Annotated in this window: 17 protein-coding genes; 2 read left to right on the top strand and 15 right to left on the bottom strand. The window is 48.6% G+C overall.

Features of this window, described 5'->3' with window-relative positions; all coding sequences use genetic code 11:
• Window positions 1-3: 3 nt before the first annotated feature.
• The 7 genes from C7R94_RS04525 to C7R94_RS04495 form a co-directional block, all read right to left on the bottom strand.
• On the bottom strand, window positions 4-1,416 hold the full coding sequence (locus C7R94_RS04525) for a PAS domain-containing sensor histidine kinase (RefSeq protein ID WP_106778649.1): 1,413 nt from the start codon (window positions 1,414-1,416) through the stop codon (window positions 4-6).
• A 127-nt stretch (window positions 1,417-1,543) separates the two neighbouring features.
• Window positions 1,544-2,524 (bottom strand): N-acetylglucosamine kinase, encoded by a 981-nt coding sequence (locus C7R94_RS04520; protein WP_106778648.1) that lies wholly within the window; start codon window positions 2,522-2,524, stop codon window positions 1,544-1,546.
• Window positions 2,511-3,335, bottom strand: a complete 825-nt coding sequence (locus C7R94_RS04515) for a carbohydrate ABC transporter permease (protein WP_106778647.1) — start codon at window positions 3,333-3,335, stop codon at window positions 2,511-2,513. The genes C7R94_RS04520 and C7R94_RS04515 overlap by 14 nt, the downstream gene beginning before the upstream one ends.
• A 33-nt stretch (window positions 3,336-3,368) precedes the next feature.
• The gene (locus tag C7R94_RS04510) at window positions 3,369-4,313 is read right to left on the bottom strand and encodes a carbohydrate ABC transporter permease (RefSeq protein WP_233220480.1); all 945 of its coding nucleotides are present in this window, start codon (window positions 4,311-4,313) and stop codon (window positions 3,369-3,371) included.
• 86 nt (window positions 4,314-4,399) lie between these two features.
• Window positions 4,400-5,683 (bottom strand): ABC transporter substrate-binding protein, encoded by a 1,284-nt coding sequence (locus tag C7R94_RS04505; protein WP_106778646.1) that lies wholly within the window; start codon window positions 5,681-5,683, stop codon window positions 4,400-4,402.
• Between the two features lie 25 nt (window positions 5,684-5,708).
• Window positions 5,709-6,746, bottom strand: a complete 1,038-nt coding sequence (locus C7R94_RS04500) for a serine hydrolase domain-containing protein (RefSeq protein ID WP_106778645.1) — start codon at window positions 6,744-6,746, stop codon at window positions 5,709-5,711.
• A gap of 17 nt (window positions 6,747-6,763) precedes the next feature.
• Entirely contained in the window at window positions 6,764-7,621 is an 858-nt protein-coding gene (locus C7R94_RS04495; protein WP_456263970.1) for a MurR/RpiR family transcriptional regulator, read from the bottom strand.
• Window positions 7,622-7,839: 218 nt separating this feature from the next.
• Here C7R94_RS04495 and C7R94_RS04490 point away from each other — a divergent pair, with 218 nt between their 5' ends.
• Window positions 7,840-9,132 carry an amidohydrolase gene (locus C7R94_RS04490; protein ID WP_106778644.1) on the top strand — a complete coding sequence of 431 codons (1,293 nt, stop codon included), beginning with the start codon at window positions 7,840-7,842 and terminating at the stop codon, window positions 9,130-9,132.
• 12 nt (window positions 9,133-9,144) lie between these two features.
• Here C7R94_RS04490 and C7R94_RS04485 read toward each other — a convergent pair whose 3' ends face one another.
• The 3 genes from C7R94_RS04485 to C7R94_RS04470 form a co-directional block, all read right to left on the bottom strand.
• Entirely contained in the window at window positions 9,145-9,603 is a 459-nt protein-coding gene (locus C7R94_RS04485; protein ID WP_106778643.1) for a TspO/MBR family protein, read from the bottom strand.
• Window positions 9,604-10,286: 683 nt separating this feature from the next.
• Entirely contained in the window at window positions 10,287-10,982 is a 696-nt protein-coding gene (locus tag C7R94_RS04475) for a metal-dependent hydrolase (RefSeq protein ID WP_087344618.1), read from the bottom strand.
• Between the two features lie 134 nt (window positions 10,983-11,116).
• Window positions 11,117-11,308: a DUF2642 domain-containing protein gene (locus C7R94_RS04470; RefSeq protein ID WP_106778642.1), complete on the bottom strand. Its 192-nt coding sequence runs from the start codon at window positions 11,306-11,308 to the stop codon at window positions 11,117-11,119.
• Between the two features lie 273 nt (window positions 11,309-11,581).
• Between C7R94_RS04470 and C7R94_RS04465 the strand changes: the two genes are divergently transcribed.
• Entirely contained in the window at window positions 11,582-12,181 is a 600-nt protein-coding gene (locus tag C7R94_RS04465) for a MerR family transcriptional regulator (protein WP_106778641.1), read from the top strand.
• Window positions 12,182-12,325: 144 nt separating this feature from the next.
• Here the strand turns inward: C7R94_RS04465 and C7R94_RS04460 are convergent, their stop codons facing one another.
• The 5 genes from C7R94_RS04460 to C7R94_RS04440 form a co-directional block, all read right to left on the bottom strand.
• Complete coding sequence (locus C7R94_RS04460) at window positions 12,326-14,392, bottom strand: alkaline phosphatase family protein (RefSeq protein ID WP_106778640.1); 2,067 nt, start codon at window positions 14,390-14,392, stop codon at window positions 12,326-12,328.
• Window positions 14,393-14,770: 378 nt separating this feature from the next.
• Window positions 14,771-15,958 (bottom strand): M20 family metallopeptidase, encoded by a 1,188-nt coding sequence (locus C7R94_RS04455; protein WP_106778639.1) that lies wholly within the window; start codon window positions 15,956-15,958, stop codon window positions 14,771-14,773.
• Between the two features lie 49 nt (window positions 15,959-16,007).
• Window positions 16,008-17,231 carry a Zn-dependent hydrolase gene (locus C7R94_RS04450; RefSeq protein ID WP_106778638.1) on the bottom strand — a complete coding sequence of 408 codons (1,224 nt, stop codon included), beginning with the start codon at window positions 17,229-17,231 and terminating at the stop codon, window positions 16,008-16,010.
• Between the two features lie 49 nt (window positions 17,232-17,280).
• Window positions 17,281-17,580, bottom strand: a complete 300-nt coding sequence (locus C7R94_RS04445) for a hypothetical protein (protein WP_233220479.1) — start codon at window positions 17,578-17,580, stop codon at window positions 17,281-17,283.
• Between the two features lies 1 nt (window position 17,581).
• A complete protein-coding gene (locus C7R94_RS04440; RefSeq protein WP_106778637.1) occupies window positions 17,582-18,535 on the bottom strand; it encodes an aminoglycoside phosphotransferase family protein in 954 nt (317 codons plus the stop codon).
• Window positions 18,536-18,567: the final 32 nt, after the last annotated feature.

The raw sequence follows: 18,567 nt of genomic DNA, 5'->3' as shown, positions 1-18,567 counted from the left end.
CTCCTAGCTGCTGATCGGCAAGCATACCTCAACTGCCGTTCCGTTACCTGGGGTACTTATCAACCGCAAAGTCCCCCGATGGTTCTCGATGATTTTGCGGCTCACCATCAATCCCAGGCCCGTCCCCGTTTCCTTCGTAGTGAAAAAAGCCTCTCCCAATCTCGCCATCTGATGGGCCGGGATCCCCACTCCGTTGTCTTCAAACCGAATGACGACTCGGTCATCTTCACACCGCAGTCGAATCACAATTTCTCCATTCCCTGCGGTCGCCTCGATCCCGTTTTTCAAAAAGTTAATGAAGGCTTGCTTCAACTGATTCTCATCGCAATGGATCAAGGGGACTTCCGATTCGAAAACGACCTGTATCATGACCTTTTTCAAAATCGCCTCCGTCTCCAAGAGCGTAACCACATGCGTGATCAGGTTGGACAGATCGTGGGCTTCAAACACAGCCGTATGCGGCTTCGCCAAAACCAACAGCTCTGAGACAATCATCTCAATTCGCGCCAATTCCGAGCTCATGATCGAAAAATACTCCGGCTTTCTCATGCCGTCCTTTTGCATTAATTGCACAAAGCCTTTTAACGAGGTAAGCGGATTGCGTATCTCATGCGCGATCCCTGCCGCCAACTGCCCGACCAGCGCGAGTTTTTCCGAGTTTTGCAAAAATTCTTGCGCCCGTTTGCGTTCCGTAATATCTCGAATCAGGATGTACATGGAGAGCTTGTCCTGAATCGTTACGGATGTTCCACACACTTCTACCTCCGTCCGACTGCCATCCAAGCGGATCAGCTCGACCTCAATTGGCGAGGCCGTTTCCCCTTCTTCCAAAGTACGGATGAGGCCCTTGATCTTCGGTTCATCACGGGGATGGAAAAACGACTGAAACGGATACCATAACAGTTCGTCCAAGCCGGAAGCCCCAACCAGTTTCATCCCTGCTTGGTTAACGTATTGAAGCTCCCCAGCACGGAAAATGAACGCACCTTCACCGGAAATATCCAATACTCTGCACTGTTTGGAACCATAGCTGTCCCCAAACGGGGCCGGAAGCTTCTGCACCATCGCATAATACCCAATTGATGTGCCTTCCTCCCAAAAGGTTCCATATGTAATATGCACGGGAATGCTTGTCCCATCCTTATGGCGAAAAGCGGTAAAAAAAGGTCTCGGATCACCATTCATCGCAAATTGTGTTTGAAGGCGTACCATTTCCTGTTCTTCCGAAATAGCCAGCTTCCAAAATGAGGACCCTTCCCATTCTTCTACGGAGTAGCCATTCAACACTTGGCAGGCAGGATTTCCTTTAAAAACTCTACCAAATTGATCGAGCAGAAAAGTGGCTTGAATCATTTGATCAAAGAAGGAACGATAGAGATGACCACTTCTCCATCCACTGTCCAATAAATTTTTCATCGTGCCCCTCCCTCCTGGGACGAGAAAACGGCTACTCCAAATTACGGAAATAGCCTACAACGTTCTCAAATCCTATTCTCACCCAATTTTACCCTATTCGTTCTGTTGTTTCCATCCCCCGGAAAATTTAATTGTACGATTTTTCCAGTGCCTCTGAACTGACACGCAGTTGCTCTGCCATTTTTTCGTCAACAACGAAGCCCAGCTTTGTGAAAGCGGCTACCAGCGCTCCGACGACAGGGGATACCGTGGGAATGATCGTTTGAAACGAAGCTCTCCCAATCAGTTGTTCGCGAAGGATTGTACAGGCCGTTAACAATCCTCCCGCCAAAACGACTGGAACAGGCTCCTGAACCTTTTTTAAGCAAGCATCGGCTAATTCTAGCAAATCCTCCACTCCTCGCATGATCAATGCATTCGCCACCAGATCACCTAGTGCTGCGGCTTTTTCCACGAGTTGACTCGTTTTTGCCAGCTCCATCCGCGGATTGCTTCCCCCGTAGATTAGGCTGATCAACTCATCAGGACGCTCAACGCCATAGTGGTCCATAAACAGACTCGTCAGTACTGTCGATTCACCGCGTCCATCGTATTCGCGCAATATGGCGCTTGCCGCTTTTTTGCCCAAATCAAACCCGCTGCCCTCATCCCCTACCAGATACCCCCATCCACCTACACGATGCCGCGCCCCCTCCTTTGAAAAGGCACAGGCAATCGAGCCCGTACCAGCAAGGAGAACGACGCCTGGCTGCCCCCACGTCCCCGCGTAAAGGGCTGCGATGACATCGTTATCAATCAATAGCCGTTCTCCCCACTCATCGGCAAAGGATTGCTGAATTCTTTCTTTGATCTGCGGACGATCTGCACCGCCAAGCCCAATAAACAGACCGGCTACTTGCCCTTCTTTGGCACCTGCCTTTATCCTCACAGCATCAATGAGTTGGCGTAGAGTAACTTCCACATCCCTCCAGCTTCTGGAAAGCGGGTTTGATGATTCCCCTACCACAATTGCCCTTACCTGTCCCGCCTCATTGCAGATGGCTGCTCTGGTTTTGCTTCCGCCCCCATCGATCCCAATAAACCACTTTTCTCCATTACTTGACTGCACCTGCCGTCAACCCCTCCATAAACTGCCTCGATGCCATCAGAAACACGACGATCATCGGTAAGGCAGACAACGTGAGCCCAGCAAACAGCAGGCTCCAATCCGTTTCATATTCTCCAAACAGCACCATCATGCCTACCGGAATCGTCTTGAGCGCTTCCTCTTGAATGAAAATCAACGGGAAGAAAAAGTCGTTCCAGGCATGGATAAAATTAATAATGACCACCGTAGCCAAGGCCGGTCGAATCAGCGGCAAAAGCACGCGCCAAAACACCTGAAAATGGCTGCATCCATCGATCCGCGCCGCTTCCTCCAGCTCAATCGGCAACGTCCGAAAGAAGCCCGTCAAAATAAAAACAGAGATCGGAATGCCACCCGCCGTATAAATCAGAATCAGCGACCACAATGAATTCAAAAGGCCGAGATTCTTCATCAGCAAAAACAAGGGAACGATCCCCAGCTTGATCGGAATCATCAGGCCAATAATGAAAAAGAAGTAGAGCCCCGCTGTCCATTTAAAGGAAAAGCGCGACAAGTAAAAGGCTGCCATCGCAGAAAAAACCGTAATCAACAAGACAGACAGGACACTGACGAATACACTGTTCCATAAAAAGTCAGCAAAAGGCACGACTTCCCACAGCTTTTTGTACGTATCCAGACTAAACGTCTTCGGAAGGGAGAGCGGACTCGCGAATATCTCCATATTTGTTTTCAAGGAAGAAGAAATCATCAGTACGATCGGATATAGCGCGATTAACGCAAATGAATACGCCAAAACATAAGATACAGCTCTCCCACCCACAGTCATTTTCACATCGCATCCTCCTTTCCACTCAGGAACACGCAATTAGTGTTGGACTTCTCGTTTCCTCATCAAATAGAGTGACAGCGCCGACACAGATCCGACGATGAAAAACAACACGACAGCCAATGCCGAACCGAGTCCAAGCGTGACATCCCCACCTCCGCTGCTAAACGCCATGCGATAAAAGTAAACAGCCAGCGTGTCCGTCGAATAAAACGGCTCACCCATCGAGCCTTGCATAGCGTAGACGAGCTCAAACGCTTCAAACGCCTGAATGAACGTAAATATCGTCATAATCGTGATCGCTGGCATACACAGCGGCAAAATCATTTTCCACAGCATCCGCAAGCCTGTTGCTCCATCCAACCTCGCCGCCTCGATCAAATCCTCCGGGATCGACTGAAGTCCCGCCAAAAAGATCAGCATGGCAAAGCCTATGCCAAACCAGCAGTTAATCAAAATGATGGCGAGAAGCGCTGTATCCGGGTCACCCAGCCATGGTCTAGCCCATTCCCCTAGACCAATTTTTCCCAAAACACTATTCAGCGCACCGTAATTCGGATTTAAAATCAACTTCCACAAAAACCCAATTACAATTATAGACAGCAGCCTTGGCATGAAATAAGCGATCTTGAGAAACCCGGAACCTCGTATTTTGCGATAGATGAGAAAAGCCAGTCCGAAGGCAATCCCATTTTGCACAATCATTTCGACCACAAAGTAGAAGACGTTATGCCGAAAAGCATTCCAGAACATTTCGTTGAAAGGCTCTACCGTAAACAGCGTAATAAAATTTTGCAGTCCGACAAAAACTCCGCGCTTGATGCCATTCCAGTCGTACAGGCTGTATAAGAATGCCGAAAAGATCGGGTACACAACAAACAACGTATAAATTACAAGCGCGGGCAGCGGAAACAAGTGAATCAACCAGCGAACCTGTCCCTTTGTTCGAATGCTTTTCCTGTTTACCGTCTCGATGATACTCACCCCTTCTTATGAAAATCATCGCGGCCTGTTCAGAAGCCGGGAGTGAACCTCGTTCAGGACCACTCCCTTTTTCCGTCTGCTATTTTCTACTTTTTAAAGGGAGGAAACCAGGTAGCCGCCGACTTTTGTACTTCTTCTACGACCTGCTCAGGGGTGAGCTTGCCTAAATACATGCCTTGGAGGGCGTTTTCCAATGTTTGCTTCGTGGTCGGTTTTCCTTCCGCGAAGTTGACGACCATCAAATAGGGTGTGGCGCTTGATTGGGACAGCTCTGCCATCTTGTTTACCAGCGGATCGTCTGTCGATACACCTGGCACCGCGCTGATTCGTTTGAACTGATTGGCGAATAGCTCCCCAAACTTTTTCGTCGCCATGAATTCCATGAACTTCAATGCCTCCTTCTTGTGTTTGGACTTGGCATTTACGGCATAGGAACCATCGACCCAGGTTGTCAGGACTTGTTTTCCGTCATTTGTTGGCATCGGGAAGAAATCCAGTGGCAAATCGGGGTTGAGCTTTTTGATGCCTTCCAGTTCAAAGCTGCCATTGATGAACATCGCTGCTTTTTCCGTGGCGAACAACGTCCGCATATCATTCAATTCGAGACCCACATAATTTTCCGGGAAATAAGGGATAAGTTCTTGCATACGCTGCACGGATTGGAGGAACTCGGCGCTTTTTAAATCACTTTCTCCTTTTAGCAGCTTGTCGAGATAGTCCGTTCCGCTGTAGCTAGCTGGGGCAATCACACCATGACTGAGAGAGAGGAGCCAGCCTTCCTTTGCTCCGAATGAGATCGGGACGATTCCTTTCTCTTTCAATGTTTTGGCTGTTGCGATCAGCTCATCCCAGCTTTTCGGTGCCTGGAGGCCATTTTGCTCGAAGATTTTCTTGTTGTAGTAAAATTGCGTGGAGTTCAGGGATAGTGGGACACCGTATACTTTACCGTCTTTACCTGTGGCGGCTGCGAGGACGTCTCTTGGTATGGTAGATAGGCCTGGCACATTGTCGAGAGGCTCCAGATGTCCGGCTTCACCCAGGGTAATCCCCGGAGCGTAGGGACGCAGCTGCAAAATATCTGGGCCACTGTCGCTTTGGAGCGCCGTGTTGAGGATGGTATTGTATTCCGTTGCTTTGAATGGTTTGAAGTCGATCTTGATATTCGGATTGTCTGCCTCAAAAGCTTTGATGATGGCTTTGTAGCCCTCTGTGTCTTCTACGCGCCAACTGTGCATCGAGAGTGTTACCTGCTGTCCTCCACCCTGCCCGCCGCCAGACTCTGTTTCGGTTCCTCCACTGCTACATCCTGTCACCACCATCACCGCAGCCAACACGATTGAAGCTACATAGCCAAAACGAAATTGCTTCACGCGAAACCCTCCCCTTTTTCTTCCCTTAGGTCTGCAAAAGCTGGGCCGTAACAGCATCGTGCAAGATCGGACGTAATTGCCGAAGCTGATGATTGCGGCCTAGATGAACGGCGTTAGTGAGAAAGATGACAGCAAACTGTTGCTCTGGGTCGATCCACATACTGGTACCAGTAAAGCCCGTATGCCCAAAGCTCTTACGATGAAAGCCGCTTCCACAGCTCAGCATGGTGGACGCTTGATTGAGCTCCCAGCCATACCCTCTACTCCCCCCTGCTTGCTCTGTATGATTGCGAATCGCCAGTTCGTACCATTCGCTCGCAAGTATTCGAGGATTTTGGTACAACCAGCTCATCGCGTATCGGCAAAGATCGTCAGCCGTTGAGAAAAGTCCAGCATGTCCGGCAACCCCTCCCATCGCAAATGCTTTCTCATCATGAACCTCGCCTGTGATGTAGGAGTTGGTGAGGCTGCAATATTCAGTAGACGCAATATTCCGATAAATTTCTTGGTTTGGACAGAAAACGGTATGTGCCATGCCCAATGGGGTGAAGATGCGCCGGGTAACAAACTGGTCCAAGCGCTCTCCTGTTACCAGCTCGAGAACGAGGCCCAACCAGATCATCCCCAAATCACTGTAAACTACCTGGGTCCCTGGCTCGTGAATCAATTTTTGCGCATACAACAGCTCTGGCAAATCAATCTCGCTATCGCGTCTTCTTTCTGCCAAATCTGCCGGCATTCCTGAGGTATGCGCAAGCAGCTGCGCGAGTGTGATCCGCTTTTTGTCAGCGGGACAATCGGGGAAAAACCGACCAATCTGATCATCTAGCGCTACCTCTCCCTCCTGCACGAGCAAGAGGATAGCAGGCATCGTCGCCGTCACTTTGGTGAGTGACGCCAGATCAAACATGGTATCCGGCGTCACCCGCTGGTCTTTGGCGATACTCGTCGTTCCGACATCACACGCATACCAGATACGACGATCTCGCACGATCCGCAAGGCAGCTCCCGGTAACAAACCGTTGTCCGCCCATCCTTGTAAAAGCAACTCCAGATCGTCCATGTCTTCCCTCCCTTCTCCTACGTCGACGAGCGTTTCGTCCGACTGACAGCAAGCCTTGATTTTTCCAACAGGGGGATGACTTGCTCTTGCATCCTGCTGATCATGGTAATAAACAAAATATCGATGACGTTCAATTGGGCAATGCGTGAAGCCATGGCTCCGCTGCGAATGCTTTTTTCCACCGAGCTGGTGAATAGCCGGATGTTGGCTAGTTCGGCTACTGGCGAGGGACCGAATTTCGTCAGGGTAATGATGGTCGCTCCCTGCTGCTTGGCCTCCGTCAACGATTGAATAATGTCTTCGGTCTGTCCTGAATAAGATATGCCGATAACCACGTCTTTTTCCGTTAAAGTGACTGCCGATGTCAATTGTGCGTGAAAATCCGAATAAGCCTCGCACCACAAATTAATCCGCGAAAATTTTTGCCGGATGTCGTCGGCAATGACTGCCGATGCACCGACGCCGTAGACATCGATCTTTCTGGCTACCGACAGCACGTCGACTGCTTTCTTTACTTCTTCGTTGGACAAGACGGAGAGCGTATCCTGGATGGATTGAATATTGTTCCAGCTGACCGCTTGCATAATCGATTCAACTGACCCCTCCATCATAATCTCCTGATAGCTGCCTATCGCCGTCTGTTTCGTCAAATCTCCCGCGACGCGCAGCTTTAGCTCCTGATATCCCTTCATATTAAGAGAGCGAGCCAAACGGATAATCGTCGCCTCGGATACCCCACTATATTCCGCCAATTTTTGGACAGATAGCTTCACGACATCTTCCGGGTGAGCCAGGATATAATCAGCGACTTTTCGCTCCGAAGGCTTCAATTGATCCAAGATTGCTTGCAGGCCGACAAGCCCTCCATTTAACATATGTGACATCTCTTTCTCCCCCAAATCTTATCTACATTTTATGTAGCATTATTTCTCTAGTCAATTGTTATCTAATAAACAATATTTCAAACCCACGAATCTCAGCACAACTCTTCTGAATTTGTTCTCCCTTTTTCAAAAAATTCCCTCCTTGACTTTCTCGCGGCGTCAAGCTTTACGCTTGCATCGCTAACAGGAATAAAAAGGAGGATTTTCCCATGAAAACGTTACTGATTAAAGACTGCATGATATTGACGATGGTTGAGGGAGAGAAGCCATTTCTCGGGGATATTTGGATCATGGATGGTCGAATCGCCAAAATCGGATCAACTATTGAAGAGGAAGCAGACCGTGTCATACTAGCTAAAAATATGGTAGCGATGCCAGGTCTCATCAACGCGCACAACCATGCCAGCATGTCTTTGCTGCGTGCTTTTTCCGATGATCTCAAGCTGATGGATTGGTTGGACAAAAAGATGCTCCCGGCGGAAGCCCGGATGACAAGAGAAGATGTCTACTGGGGAACGACACTGGGGATCGCGGAAATGGTCGCTTCTGGAACGACCGCTTTTGCCGATATGTACGTGCATATGGATGCTGTTGCCCAAGCTGTACTTGATTCCGGGATACGCGCTTCCTTGACTCGCGGCATGGTCTTTCTCGAGGATGACGGAGGACGAAGAATGGCCGAAGCCTTGGACCTCATTGACAACTGGACGGGAACTGGCGATGGCAGAATTACAACGATGCTCGGTCCGCACGCTCCTTATACATGCCCGCCGAAGCCTTTACAAGGAGTCATCGAGCTTGCCCGCAAGCGCCAAATCCCGCTCCACATCCATCTGGCTGAAACGGTTGAGGAAGGAGAAAAAATTCGGGCCAAGTACAAGCAGACTCCCACGGAGTATTTGCATGAACTGGGCATGTTCCAGGATACGCACGTCTTGCTCGCGCATGCTGTTCATCTGAATGAATCTGATGTCGCGCTTCTTCGCGGGATGAGAGGCGGTGTCGCACATAATCCTGTCAGCAATTTGAAGCTCGGCTGCGGCATCACTCCTGTCAGAGAGCTGATTGAGGCTGGAGTCACTGTCGGGATGGGAACAGACGGTGCTGGCAGTGCTACGACTCTCGATATGTTTGCCGAGATCAAAGCCGCGACTTGGATGCAAAAGCTCAAGCACGGTGATCCGACGGTACTGCCTGCCGAAGCGGCCTTGCGCATGGCTACCATCGAAAGCGCGAAATTGCTTGCGATTGATCACGAGGTCGGAACACTAGAAGTCGGAAAGCGAGCTGATCTCATCCTGATCGATTTGGATAAACCGCACCTCCAGCCTGTCCATGACATCCCTGCCCTGCTTGCATACAGCGCGACGGGGGCCGATGTGGATACAACCATTGTGAACGGAGAAATTTTGATGCATCAACGCCAATTCCAAACCCTGCATTGGGAGGAAATAAAGAGAGAAGCCGCAGCACGAGCCAGACGACTCGTCGAGGGCCTGTAATTGCTTATGTACTCACAGGTTGCGTAGACAGAAGCCAATCGCGAGACACATCGCAAACACGCTCCACATGAAATAAGGAATGAGCAGCGAGGATGCGATTTTGTTGTAGGGACGAATGGCGCGAATGAGCACCCATGCCGAATACACCACCAGAATGGTATCCAGCGCAGCCAATACGAGCAGTTGATAACCGATAAACAACACGAAAAAAAGTTGATGAAAAAACCAATTGATCCCATATAGAAGCAAAAGCTCGCGGTCTATCTGCCTCGTTCGTATCAAAATCAGTAACGACCATGCTAAGAGTGCATATAAAATGAGCCAGATGATACGAAGCAAGTAAATTGGCGGTGTTCCATCTGGCTTGTCCAGGGAATCATACCAGGCTCCACCGTCTGGAAAAGCAATTCCACCTAGTGAATAGAGGACCACTCCCGCAAGAAATAGAAGACTATAGTGCACCAATCTCATCCAGGTAGTCACCCTTTCTTCTTTCTCTTCTTTACTGTTCTATATCTATGAGTGGTCCTTCTCTTTTCATGCTAGTTTCAAAGATTTCTTTTTTGGTATTAAAAACTTTTTGCTTCGTTGCTGTAGTGCTGGGGAGGAAACAGGAGAAAACGCTCAGCTTCTAGGTCCACCCGCTGGGGGATTGACTGCCCGGCTCCATGAAAAAAAGCGAAACCCGCGTCCAAAGTCGTCCATTCAGGGGGTATCTCAGAGGTGGACGCTTAGGGCTTGTTTCTCTTTTTTTCATTGCGCCTCGGTCGGTGTCCCTAAGATCTTCGCTTTTTTCTCCTGTTTCCTCTACGAGCTTTCCGTGTGATCCGATTCTTTAAAAGATGGAAGATTGTGAGCAGTCACGACAGAGAAGAATATTTCCAGACGTAGCGACTTGTGGAGTCCTACCGAGCGGAGAAGGGATTTGCGGGCAACAGAAACGCAACGTGCCCGCGCTACGAAGCGGCTACCACTTTTGCGTTTCCCCGCAAATCCCTTCGGAGCGGACACTCTCAACCCCCAGCAGGACGGAGCCTGGAGCCTAGTCTGGAAATATTCTTCTCCCCACCGCAGCCACATACTAGGAACTCCATAAAAAAACCCGCTAATCTCACATCCTAAGTAGATTAGCGGGTTTATGTATCGAGATCGTGTTATGGCAGACGCAATGTCTCCCCTGGCTTCAATGCCTTGCCTCTGATGTCTTTCTCAGCCAGCTCAGCTACGAATGCTTCCCCGTCCTGTTTGATCGGCGGGAATGTATCATAATGAATAGGCACGACAAAATCAGCTTGTACCCACTCGGCAGCCACGAGTGCATCCTCAGGTCCCATTGTGAACACATCTCCAATCGGCAGGAAAGCCAAATCAATGTTATGGCGCTCTCCGATTAGCTTCATGTCACCGAACAGTCCTGTATCCCCTGCGTGATAAATCGTTTTTCCACCCAGCTCGATCACAAAGCCCCCTGGCATTCCCATGTACACGATTTGTTTCTCATCATCCAGCACGACACCGGAGCTGTGGAACGCCTGTGTCATTTTCACTTTTCCAAATGGAAGTTTGATAGAGCCTCCCAGATTCATCGAAATGGTCTTGACTCCCTGCCAGCTCAAATAGGTAGCAAGCTCATGGGTTGCAACGATTGTCGCATCATTTTTCTTGGCCAACTCTACCGCATCCAGAATATGATCTTGGTGTCCATGTGTCAGAAGGATGTACTGGACAGAGATGTCTTCCAGCTTGGTTGCTGCTACCGGGCTTCCTGATATAAATGGATCAATCATGATCGAATGCCCTTCACTTGTTACCTGCACGGAAGAATGTCCGTGAAACCGAATATCCAACATAGTGGTACCCCCTCTATTCGCAGCATTTTTTCAGTCCCTTATATGTTACCATGCCACAGGGTGTAAAGAATAGGAAAGGCCGTCGATCACTCGACAGCCTGAGAAACAAATCCTCATATTTATATGATTAGAACTTAACAATCGCCGTCATGTTCTGTAACGGCAACAATTTTCGAATCACGAATAATGGTTCGGTTCCCATTGTTCTCTCGCAAAATAATGGTGGTCGATTTTACATCTACCAATCTGCCGAAAAAAGTGCCGTCTACGGTTTCAACCTTAACATTTCTACCTTCGAATTTTTTCACCTGGTCTTTGAATGCCATGGTTAATCCCTCCTTCTCATGCATCCTATGTACATTTGGCACAGCCCTACTGAGCACATGCGGAGTGAAAGAGAAAATGTACTTGTACCCGTCCGTCATTTGTCCTCATACCTTCTCTCTAACTTTGTCGTCTGATGGCAAATTTACGCCAAAATACAGCGCCATTTACGAACACTGTGAGATTTTGTCGCACGATTCCAAAAGGAAAACCATTTTCAGTACAGAAACGGTATAGCAAGAGATGAGCGGATTTATGCCAGAGGAGGGATTTCCATGGGAGAGGTTATCGAGTTATTGGCACGGGAGAGAACATACAGTGGCAGAGAAGTTGCGGGACTGTTAGGTATTGGGGCCAGCACCTTGCGCAAGTGGAGCATGCTCTTAGAGCAGCACGGCTACTGGTTTTTGCGGGATAGTCAGAATCGTCGGGAGTACAGGCAGGTAGATATTACGTGTCTTCAGCGGTTCTACAGCTTAACAAAGGATCAACTCATTCCGCAAGATGAAGCTGCCCGAATGGTTGCTACGCAAAGCTCACCTGAACCTGCCCGAAAGGAAACGGCCGTTGCGGTTGCATTCCCCCCTGCCCATATTTCCTCACATCCGGCTGTGAACCATACTGTTGCGCTTGAAGAGTTGGATGAAAAGCTGCATGCCTTGGCTTCCCATGTCCAGCAACAAGACGCCGCCTACTTAGCGCTATTAGCACGTGTAGAAAAGCAGGAGGCTTACATCCGCAACAACCTGAAAGAACGAGACCGACGCTTGACCAAAGCAATGAACGATATCATGGATGCCAAAATCGAGCTGGCAAAGATTAAAGACGCGAAAAGAAAAACTTCCTTTTGGCAAAAGCTGATCCGTCTGTACTAGTGCGTTGTGACTTGCTGCCAGCATTGTTCCCGTTTCCTTCCCCCTTTGAAAGAAAAAGTTATCCCCTATTACACGTAGTGGAATAAGGAATAACTGTTTTAGTGTTTAAAATTTTCGAATCAGTTAAAAACGACCAGGGTCTTTTTACTTGCTGTCCTGAAACAACCCTTCTGGAATTTTAGCATCCCAATTTACAGGCAATTCCAACCGAAGCGCATGGGCTACTACGGCGGCAGTGTCCATGTTTACTACCTCTGATAGCTCTGTACCAGGCGTGATGGAGCTACCTTTTGCCGCCCAGAAAATCGTCTGTTCTCCCGGTGAAGAACCCCCATGCCCTGTTCCTTTCCCACCGTGGTCAGTCGTAATGATAATCAGGCTATCCTCCATCAATCCTTCCTCTTCCAGTGCCTCGAGGATATTACCTACATACTCATCTGCTTTTTGGAGCTGTTTATAAAATGTCGGTGTGAAATAGCCATGATTGTGGCCAGCCCCGTCCACTTCATCTAAATGAACGAAAATGTTACGAGTATTTTCACCTTCTTTTCTGATATAATCGACTACTTTTTTTGCAGTCTCTTCATCCGACCTGCTGTTTTGCTTGTAAGAACCTGCTGAATCTTCAATGATACCGATATTGATCGGGCTCCATGTAGCAAAGGAAGCTTGCTGGAGCTTTGGACGCTCTTGTTTCAACAGCTTCAAATAGGAAGGATACACGTCTTTCTCCGGATAAGGGGTAGCCGCTACGATATCATTTGTCAATTGATGCTTGTCAGGAGTGACACCGTGCAGGATAGATCCCCAGTTTTGCGCACTGATCGTGGGCAGTACTGCTTTGGCGTCAAATGTTCCTGCACCTTCTTCGATCAGTTTCAAGATATTCGTCGCTTTTGCTTCCGGATCTTTGACTGCATTCCCTGCACCATCGATACCGATAACCACGACACGTTTGTAAAGGAAATCATTCTTATAAGGAGCCAGCTTTTCTTTCATCATCTCCACATCAGCTTTGTCCACTTTATTATCATTGTTAATATCCGCGTGTTGCGCTTTTTCCCAACGCCGGTCACCCATGCGGCTTTGCTGGTTTTTCAAAATGACTTTCAAATCTTCCTCGGTTAGAAGGCCGTCTCCCGATACGTCAATCGAATTCGTAACAGTTACTTCAGCTTTCGCCGTCTTGCCTCCATCGACAGTTTTCACTGTGATTTTTGCTTTGCCCGGTTTGCCTGCTACAACAGTTGGGCGTCCATTGATCATTTCGACCTTCGCGACCTCTTTGTTGTTGGAACTCCATCTGACATCCTGAACGGACGCTTCTTTCGGGGAGATCACAGCTGTAACAGGCATCGTTGCTCCAGCTTTCAATTCGAGCTCCTTCTGATCCAATGACACGCTCTTCACTGGAATTTTCGGAGCACTTGCGTAACTATCAGCTACTTCTTTATCTGTAACGGTGCGACTCAGAATCTGTAATTGGTCCAACTGCACGTCATAGCGGCTTCCAAAATGGTTTCCAGCGCCATCTACTCCAATCTTGGTCGTGAAGCTGGTATCAATTGTTCCCTTGGATTGGCTGATATCGATTGTTTTTGCTACTTTACCGTCGACGTAGATCGTTGCAAGTTCATCCCGATCATGAGAAACGACGACATAGTGCCATGCATTATCCGCAATGCTTGGAATCGTTGCATCGAGACGGGGGCTATCGGATGTGCGCCAATTCCACTTTAACGTAGAACCTTGCAATCCGATGAACCAACCCACGTTACCACCGCTTGACCAGTTTTTATTGGAGATAATGCCAGGATCAGCATCAACGCCAGGAGATTTCACCCAGAAGGCAATGGTGAAATCTTGTCTTTCCCCAAACTTCATCTCGTCATTTTCACCCAAATCAATCCAAGTTGCATTGTCTTTTGAGGTTGACTGGAAATGAATGGATTCCCCCAATCCTACACGTCCCTCCACAAATGTTGGTGTTCCGGACACTTGTACAGGATGGTGAGATTCTGAGCTATCCTCTATGCTATTCTCAAACAGGAAACGATAGAGTTGCTTTTCAGATGAGAGTTCTTTTGCCGCCTCTGCCGCCGCATAAACTGACGAATTCAGAAATGGAGCTTGTACGATGACTCCACCAGTAACGAGAGTTGTAGCTGTTAAAAGCGCAGCAAGTCCTTTTTGGTTCAGGATTTTTTTCATGGTGTCTCTCCTCCTCGGATCTCAATTCATTTTCTTTTCATCGTCTTGATTTGCTTCATCACTTGTTTACTTAATTATCAAGCCTCCCTTTTCTGCCCCGATCCCTATCATTTAGAAAGAATCAGGTCCGTTTGCATTCATTTTATAGCTGTAGTGTTGAGGGTTTATTAAAATCAAAAGAAAAAACAATGAATACAGAATTAAATACACAACTTTACAATCCAAAACACAACCAAATACACATTACGTACCACAACCTGAGTCCCAGATTAGTGGGCTCTTTTGGGGATAAACGTAAAAAAGCAGCTTGCCACATTGACAAGCTGCCTTACTTTTAGATTATGAATGGTGAATGATCTCTACCATTTTTCATTCTGCCTATTCCATCACGATTTTTCTGGCCGCGTTGACGAACATTTTCACGCCGACTTCGAGCGCATCCTCGTCGATCGTAAAGCGTGGATGGTGGTGCGGATATGTGATGCCTTTTTCTTTGTTTCCGGCAGCGACGTAAAAGAAGCAGCCTGGCGCTTTTTGCTGGAAGGCGGAGAAGTCCTCGCCACCCATGGTTGGACGCATATGCTCTACCCATTCTGCTCCTAGTGATTCTTCGACGACCTCTTCCATCAATTTCGTCACTTCTGCATCGTTGATAACCGGGCGATAGCCAAATTCATATTTGAATTTGTATCCCGCGCCGTGTGCTTCTGTAATGCCTTTGATCACGCGTTCCATAAGTCCCGGAACCGACTCGCGCAGATTTTTGTCAAAACTGCGGACTGTCCCGCAAATCTCCACTGCCCCTGGAATAACATTATGTGTTGTTCCCCCCACAAATTGCGTGACAGAGAGAACCAGATTATCGAGCGGATCCGCATTGCGGGATACGATGTGCTGGAGGTTCGTCACCACTTGTGCCGCAATCGCGATGCTATCGATTGTTTCATGCGGGAGCGCCGCGTGCCCGCCTTTTCCAAGAACGGTGATCCAGAACGTATCAGGTGCTGCCATCATTGGACCTGGGCAGATACCTACTGTCCCAAACTCCATCGTGGACCACAGATGCGTACCAATCACCATGTCTACGCCGTCCATGACGCCTGCCTGTACCATTTCCTCCGCTCCACCCGGGTATACTTCCTCCGCGTGCTGAAAGAAGAACCGAACCTCTCCCTTGATCTGATCTTTCATCCCGGACAGCAGCTTTGCCGTTCCGAGCAGCATAGAAGTGTGACCGTCGTGTCCACACGCATGCATGACGCCAGGATTTTTCGATACGAATTCAAACGTATTCTCTTCCGTAATCGGCAATGCGTCCATGTCAGCGCGCATGGCAAGCACTTTACCAGGCTGGGAACCGATCAATCTGGCCATCACACTGTTTTTCGTCGGCCTGGACACTTCCAGATTGCCAAAAGAAAGCAATGTCTCGTATACAAACTGTGCTGTTTTTTCTTCATGGAAGGATAATTCAGGGTTTTCGTGCAAATACCGTCTCCACGCAATTACCTGATCCTTGATATCTTCGACCGCCTTATTAAGTGTTCCCACTGCTGTTGCTGTCATGCCGCTCTCCTCCTAATTTACGTGGCTCCCCACTTACTATCTCATATGCCTATTTTGCTAAGGATAAAACGGTGCGGTACAGCACTTGTGCTCCGTTCGCACAATCCTCTTTTGTCGTGAACTCTGCCGGGTTGTGGCTAATGCCATCCTTGGACCTGGCGAAAATCATGCCAACCGGGCACAGCTCAACCAGCTGCATGCAATCATGCCCTGCGCCACTCGGCAGTCTAAATGCTTCCAAGCCTTCTGCCTCACACGCTTCGGCTACAGCGTGCTGGATATCGTCTGAGCATACAGCAGGAGCTATGCGTTGCAGCAGCTCTACTTTCAACGTCACATTGCGTTCAGCACAGATCGCTTTTGCCCGTTCGTAAATGCGCTGTTCCACTTCATCGCGGATCGCTTCGTCTACATCGCGCAAATCAAGCGAAAACTCGACTCGTCCTGGAATGACATTCACTCCGCCCGGGAATGCTTGCAGCCGTCCAACTGTCCCTACACTGGTTCCTGTCCGTCCTGCTTCCTCCTCAATGGCAAGCATCACTTGAGCGGCTGCTGCCATCGGATCACGGCGCAAATTCATCGGTGTTGCCCCAGCATGACCGGCTTCTCCTTCTAGCACGAAATTCAGCCAGAGCGGGCCCGCCACTCCTGTCACGATCCCGACAGACAACCCGCGGCTCTCCAGTACCTTGCCTTGCTCGATATGTAGCTCCACATACGCTTTCACACTTCCAGGCGTTCTCGCGGCGAGACTGGTGCGGTCCGGATCAAGCCCTGTTTGCCGCATAGCTTCAGCAATCGTGACCCCATTCTTGTCTGCTTGTTCCAGCTCGTCACGCTTGATCAGACCCGCGATACCGCGACTGCCGATCATCCCGTAACCAAAACGCGTTCCTTCCTCATCCGTGAACGCGATGACCTCGATCGGATGTTCTGTTTCGATTCCCTGTTCCTGCATCGTCTGTAAAGCTTCTACACCAGCCAGCACGCCAAGTGGGCCGTCATAATTGCCGCCATTTGGCACGGAGTCGATATGCGAGCCAACCAAAACGACAGGAGCTGTCGGATTTTTCCCTTCTTTTCGGCCAATCAAGTTCCCAACCTCATCTTCGCGAACGGTGAGACCTGCTTCCTTCATAAAGCCTGTGACGAGATCTTTTGCTGCCCGTTCCTCAGGCGTAAAAGACAGCCGCGTGATGCCGCCCGCCTCTTGCTTCCCAATGCTGCCAAGCTGTCCCAATCGATCCCACAATCGATCCGAATTGATCATGACGCGCCACTCCCCCTTCTATGTAGAGCCAATAACGGTTGATTAACGGTTATGTCCTTAATTGTATAATAGTCTGTCTATTTTGAAAAGGAGGCAGCGATGGCTCCCATTCTACATTTCTTGCGACTCCTTGAAATGTTACTGCATTCATGAGTAGATAAAACAAACTTTCCTTTACACCGAAGTCCTCTTCAGCAATCGCAATTTCTAAGGCATATTCAGTAAAGGCTATAACGTCATTCCGATTAGGGTTTCCATACTCGAGCAAATCACCCATATCACCCAATCTGAGCTGAAGATCTTCCCTTCTATTTAGGAATAACCCCTTCAGGTAAGTAACGTCTATCATGTTAAGCCTCCCTCCTATCAACCTTACTCAATTCCCCTTTCAAATGCCCAATCGTCTCTACTCGATCCTGTTCTTCTTGCTCATCAAACAAGAGCTGCTCTAGCAGTTCACATATATCTTCCAACCTACGCCGGATCTGATAGAATTCCAACGCTTGTCGATTGATCACATAATTTGTATGTGTCTTCCGATAGGTAGTCATAAACTCCTCAAAAAAAGGCTGATCTACCAAAAACATCAGATCGGCTTCTACCGGGGCGAGCTTCAATCCTTCCCAGTCTATGAGAATGAGCTGCTGACCAGATTGCATCAGGTTCCAGTTGTGAATGTCCGTATGGCAAAGCTTCCTTTTCACCTCACTGCCTCGTAATTCCTCTGCAATCATCTCCAACTTGTTCATGCGATCAGCCAGTATGTTTACAAAGGGTTTGACGATTTCATCTACATCATTAGGCAGGCGATGGATATCTTCGTTGAGCATTTCTCTAAACTGCTCGGCAAATGGGATGCGGAAGTCTTCCTTGATTGCAGCCGTACTGACCGGGATTTCTTCCCCGTACAAATGTAACTCCGCTATGATTTCTGCCAGCTGGCGAACTTGCATCGAGCTTAATGCTTGACTCCCAATGGTTTTCCCCTCAATATATAAAAACAGTTGATAGATGCCCATGTCGTCTTCGTGTTTATATGCTGCGTTTCTAGTCAGCAGCGGAACTGGAAGTTTGCCATGCAGTTTGGTCTGGCGTGATAGCCACTGGATAATGGGGACATATTTATCAATCAGCGCTGTCCACTTGGGCGTAGATGCTCTGCTTTTTTCATAGACCTTCAAGAAATAGGAGTGCTGGTGGCTAATGACTTTATAAGCTAGCGCCGCCCATCCCCCTTGCTGAGGGGTAACATCAACAGCGTCTATATCATAATGGTGTCTCACTATGTTTTTTAAATGATCCATGAGATACTCCTTTCTAACTCCATATACACACA

Origin of the sequence: Brevibacillus sp. NRRL NRS-603 (genome assembly GCF_003013445.1) — a bacterium.
In the GTDB taxonomy this organism is placed as follows: domain Bacteria; phylum Bacillota; class Bacilli; order Brevibacillales; family Brevibacillaceae; genus Brevibacillus; species Brevibacillus formosus.
Note: the sequence above shows the minus strand (reverse complement) of the source record. Positions and strands in the feature narration are given on the sequence as shown.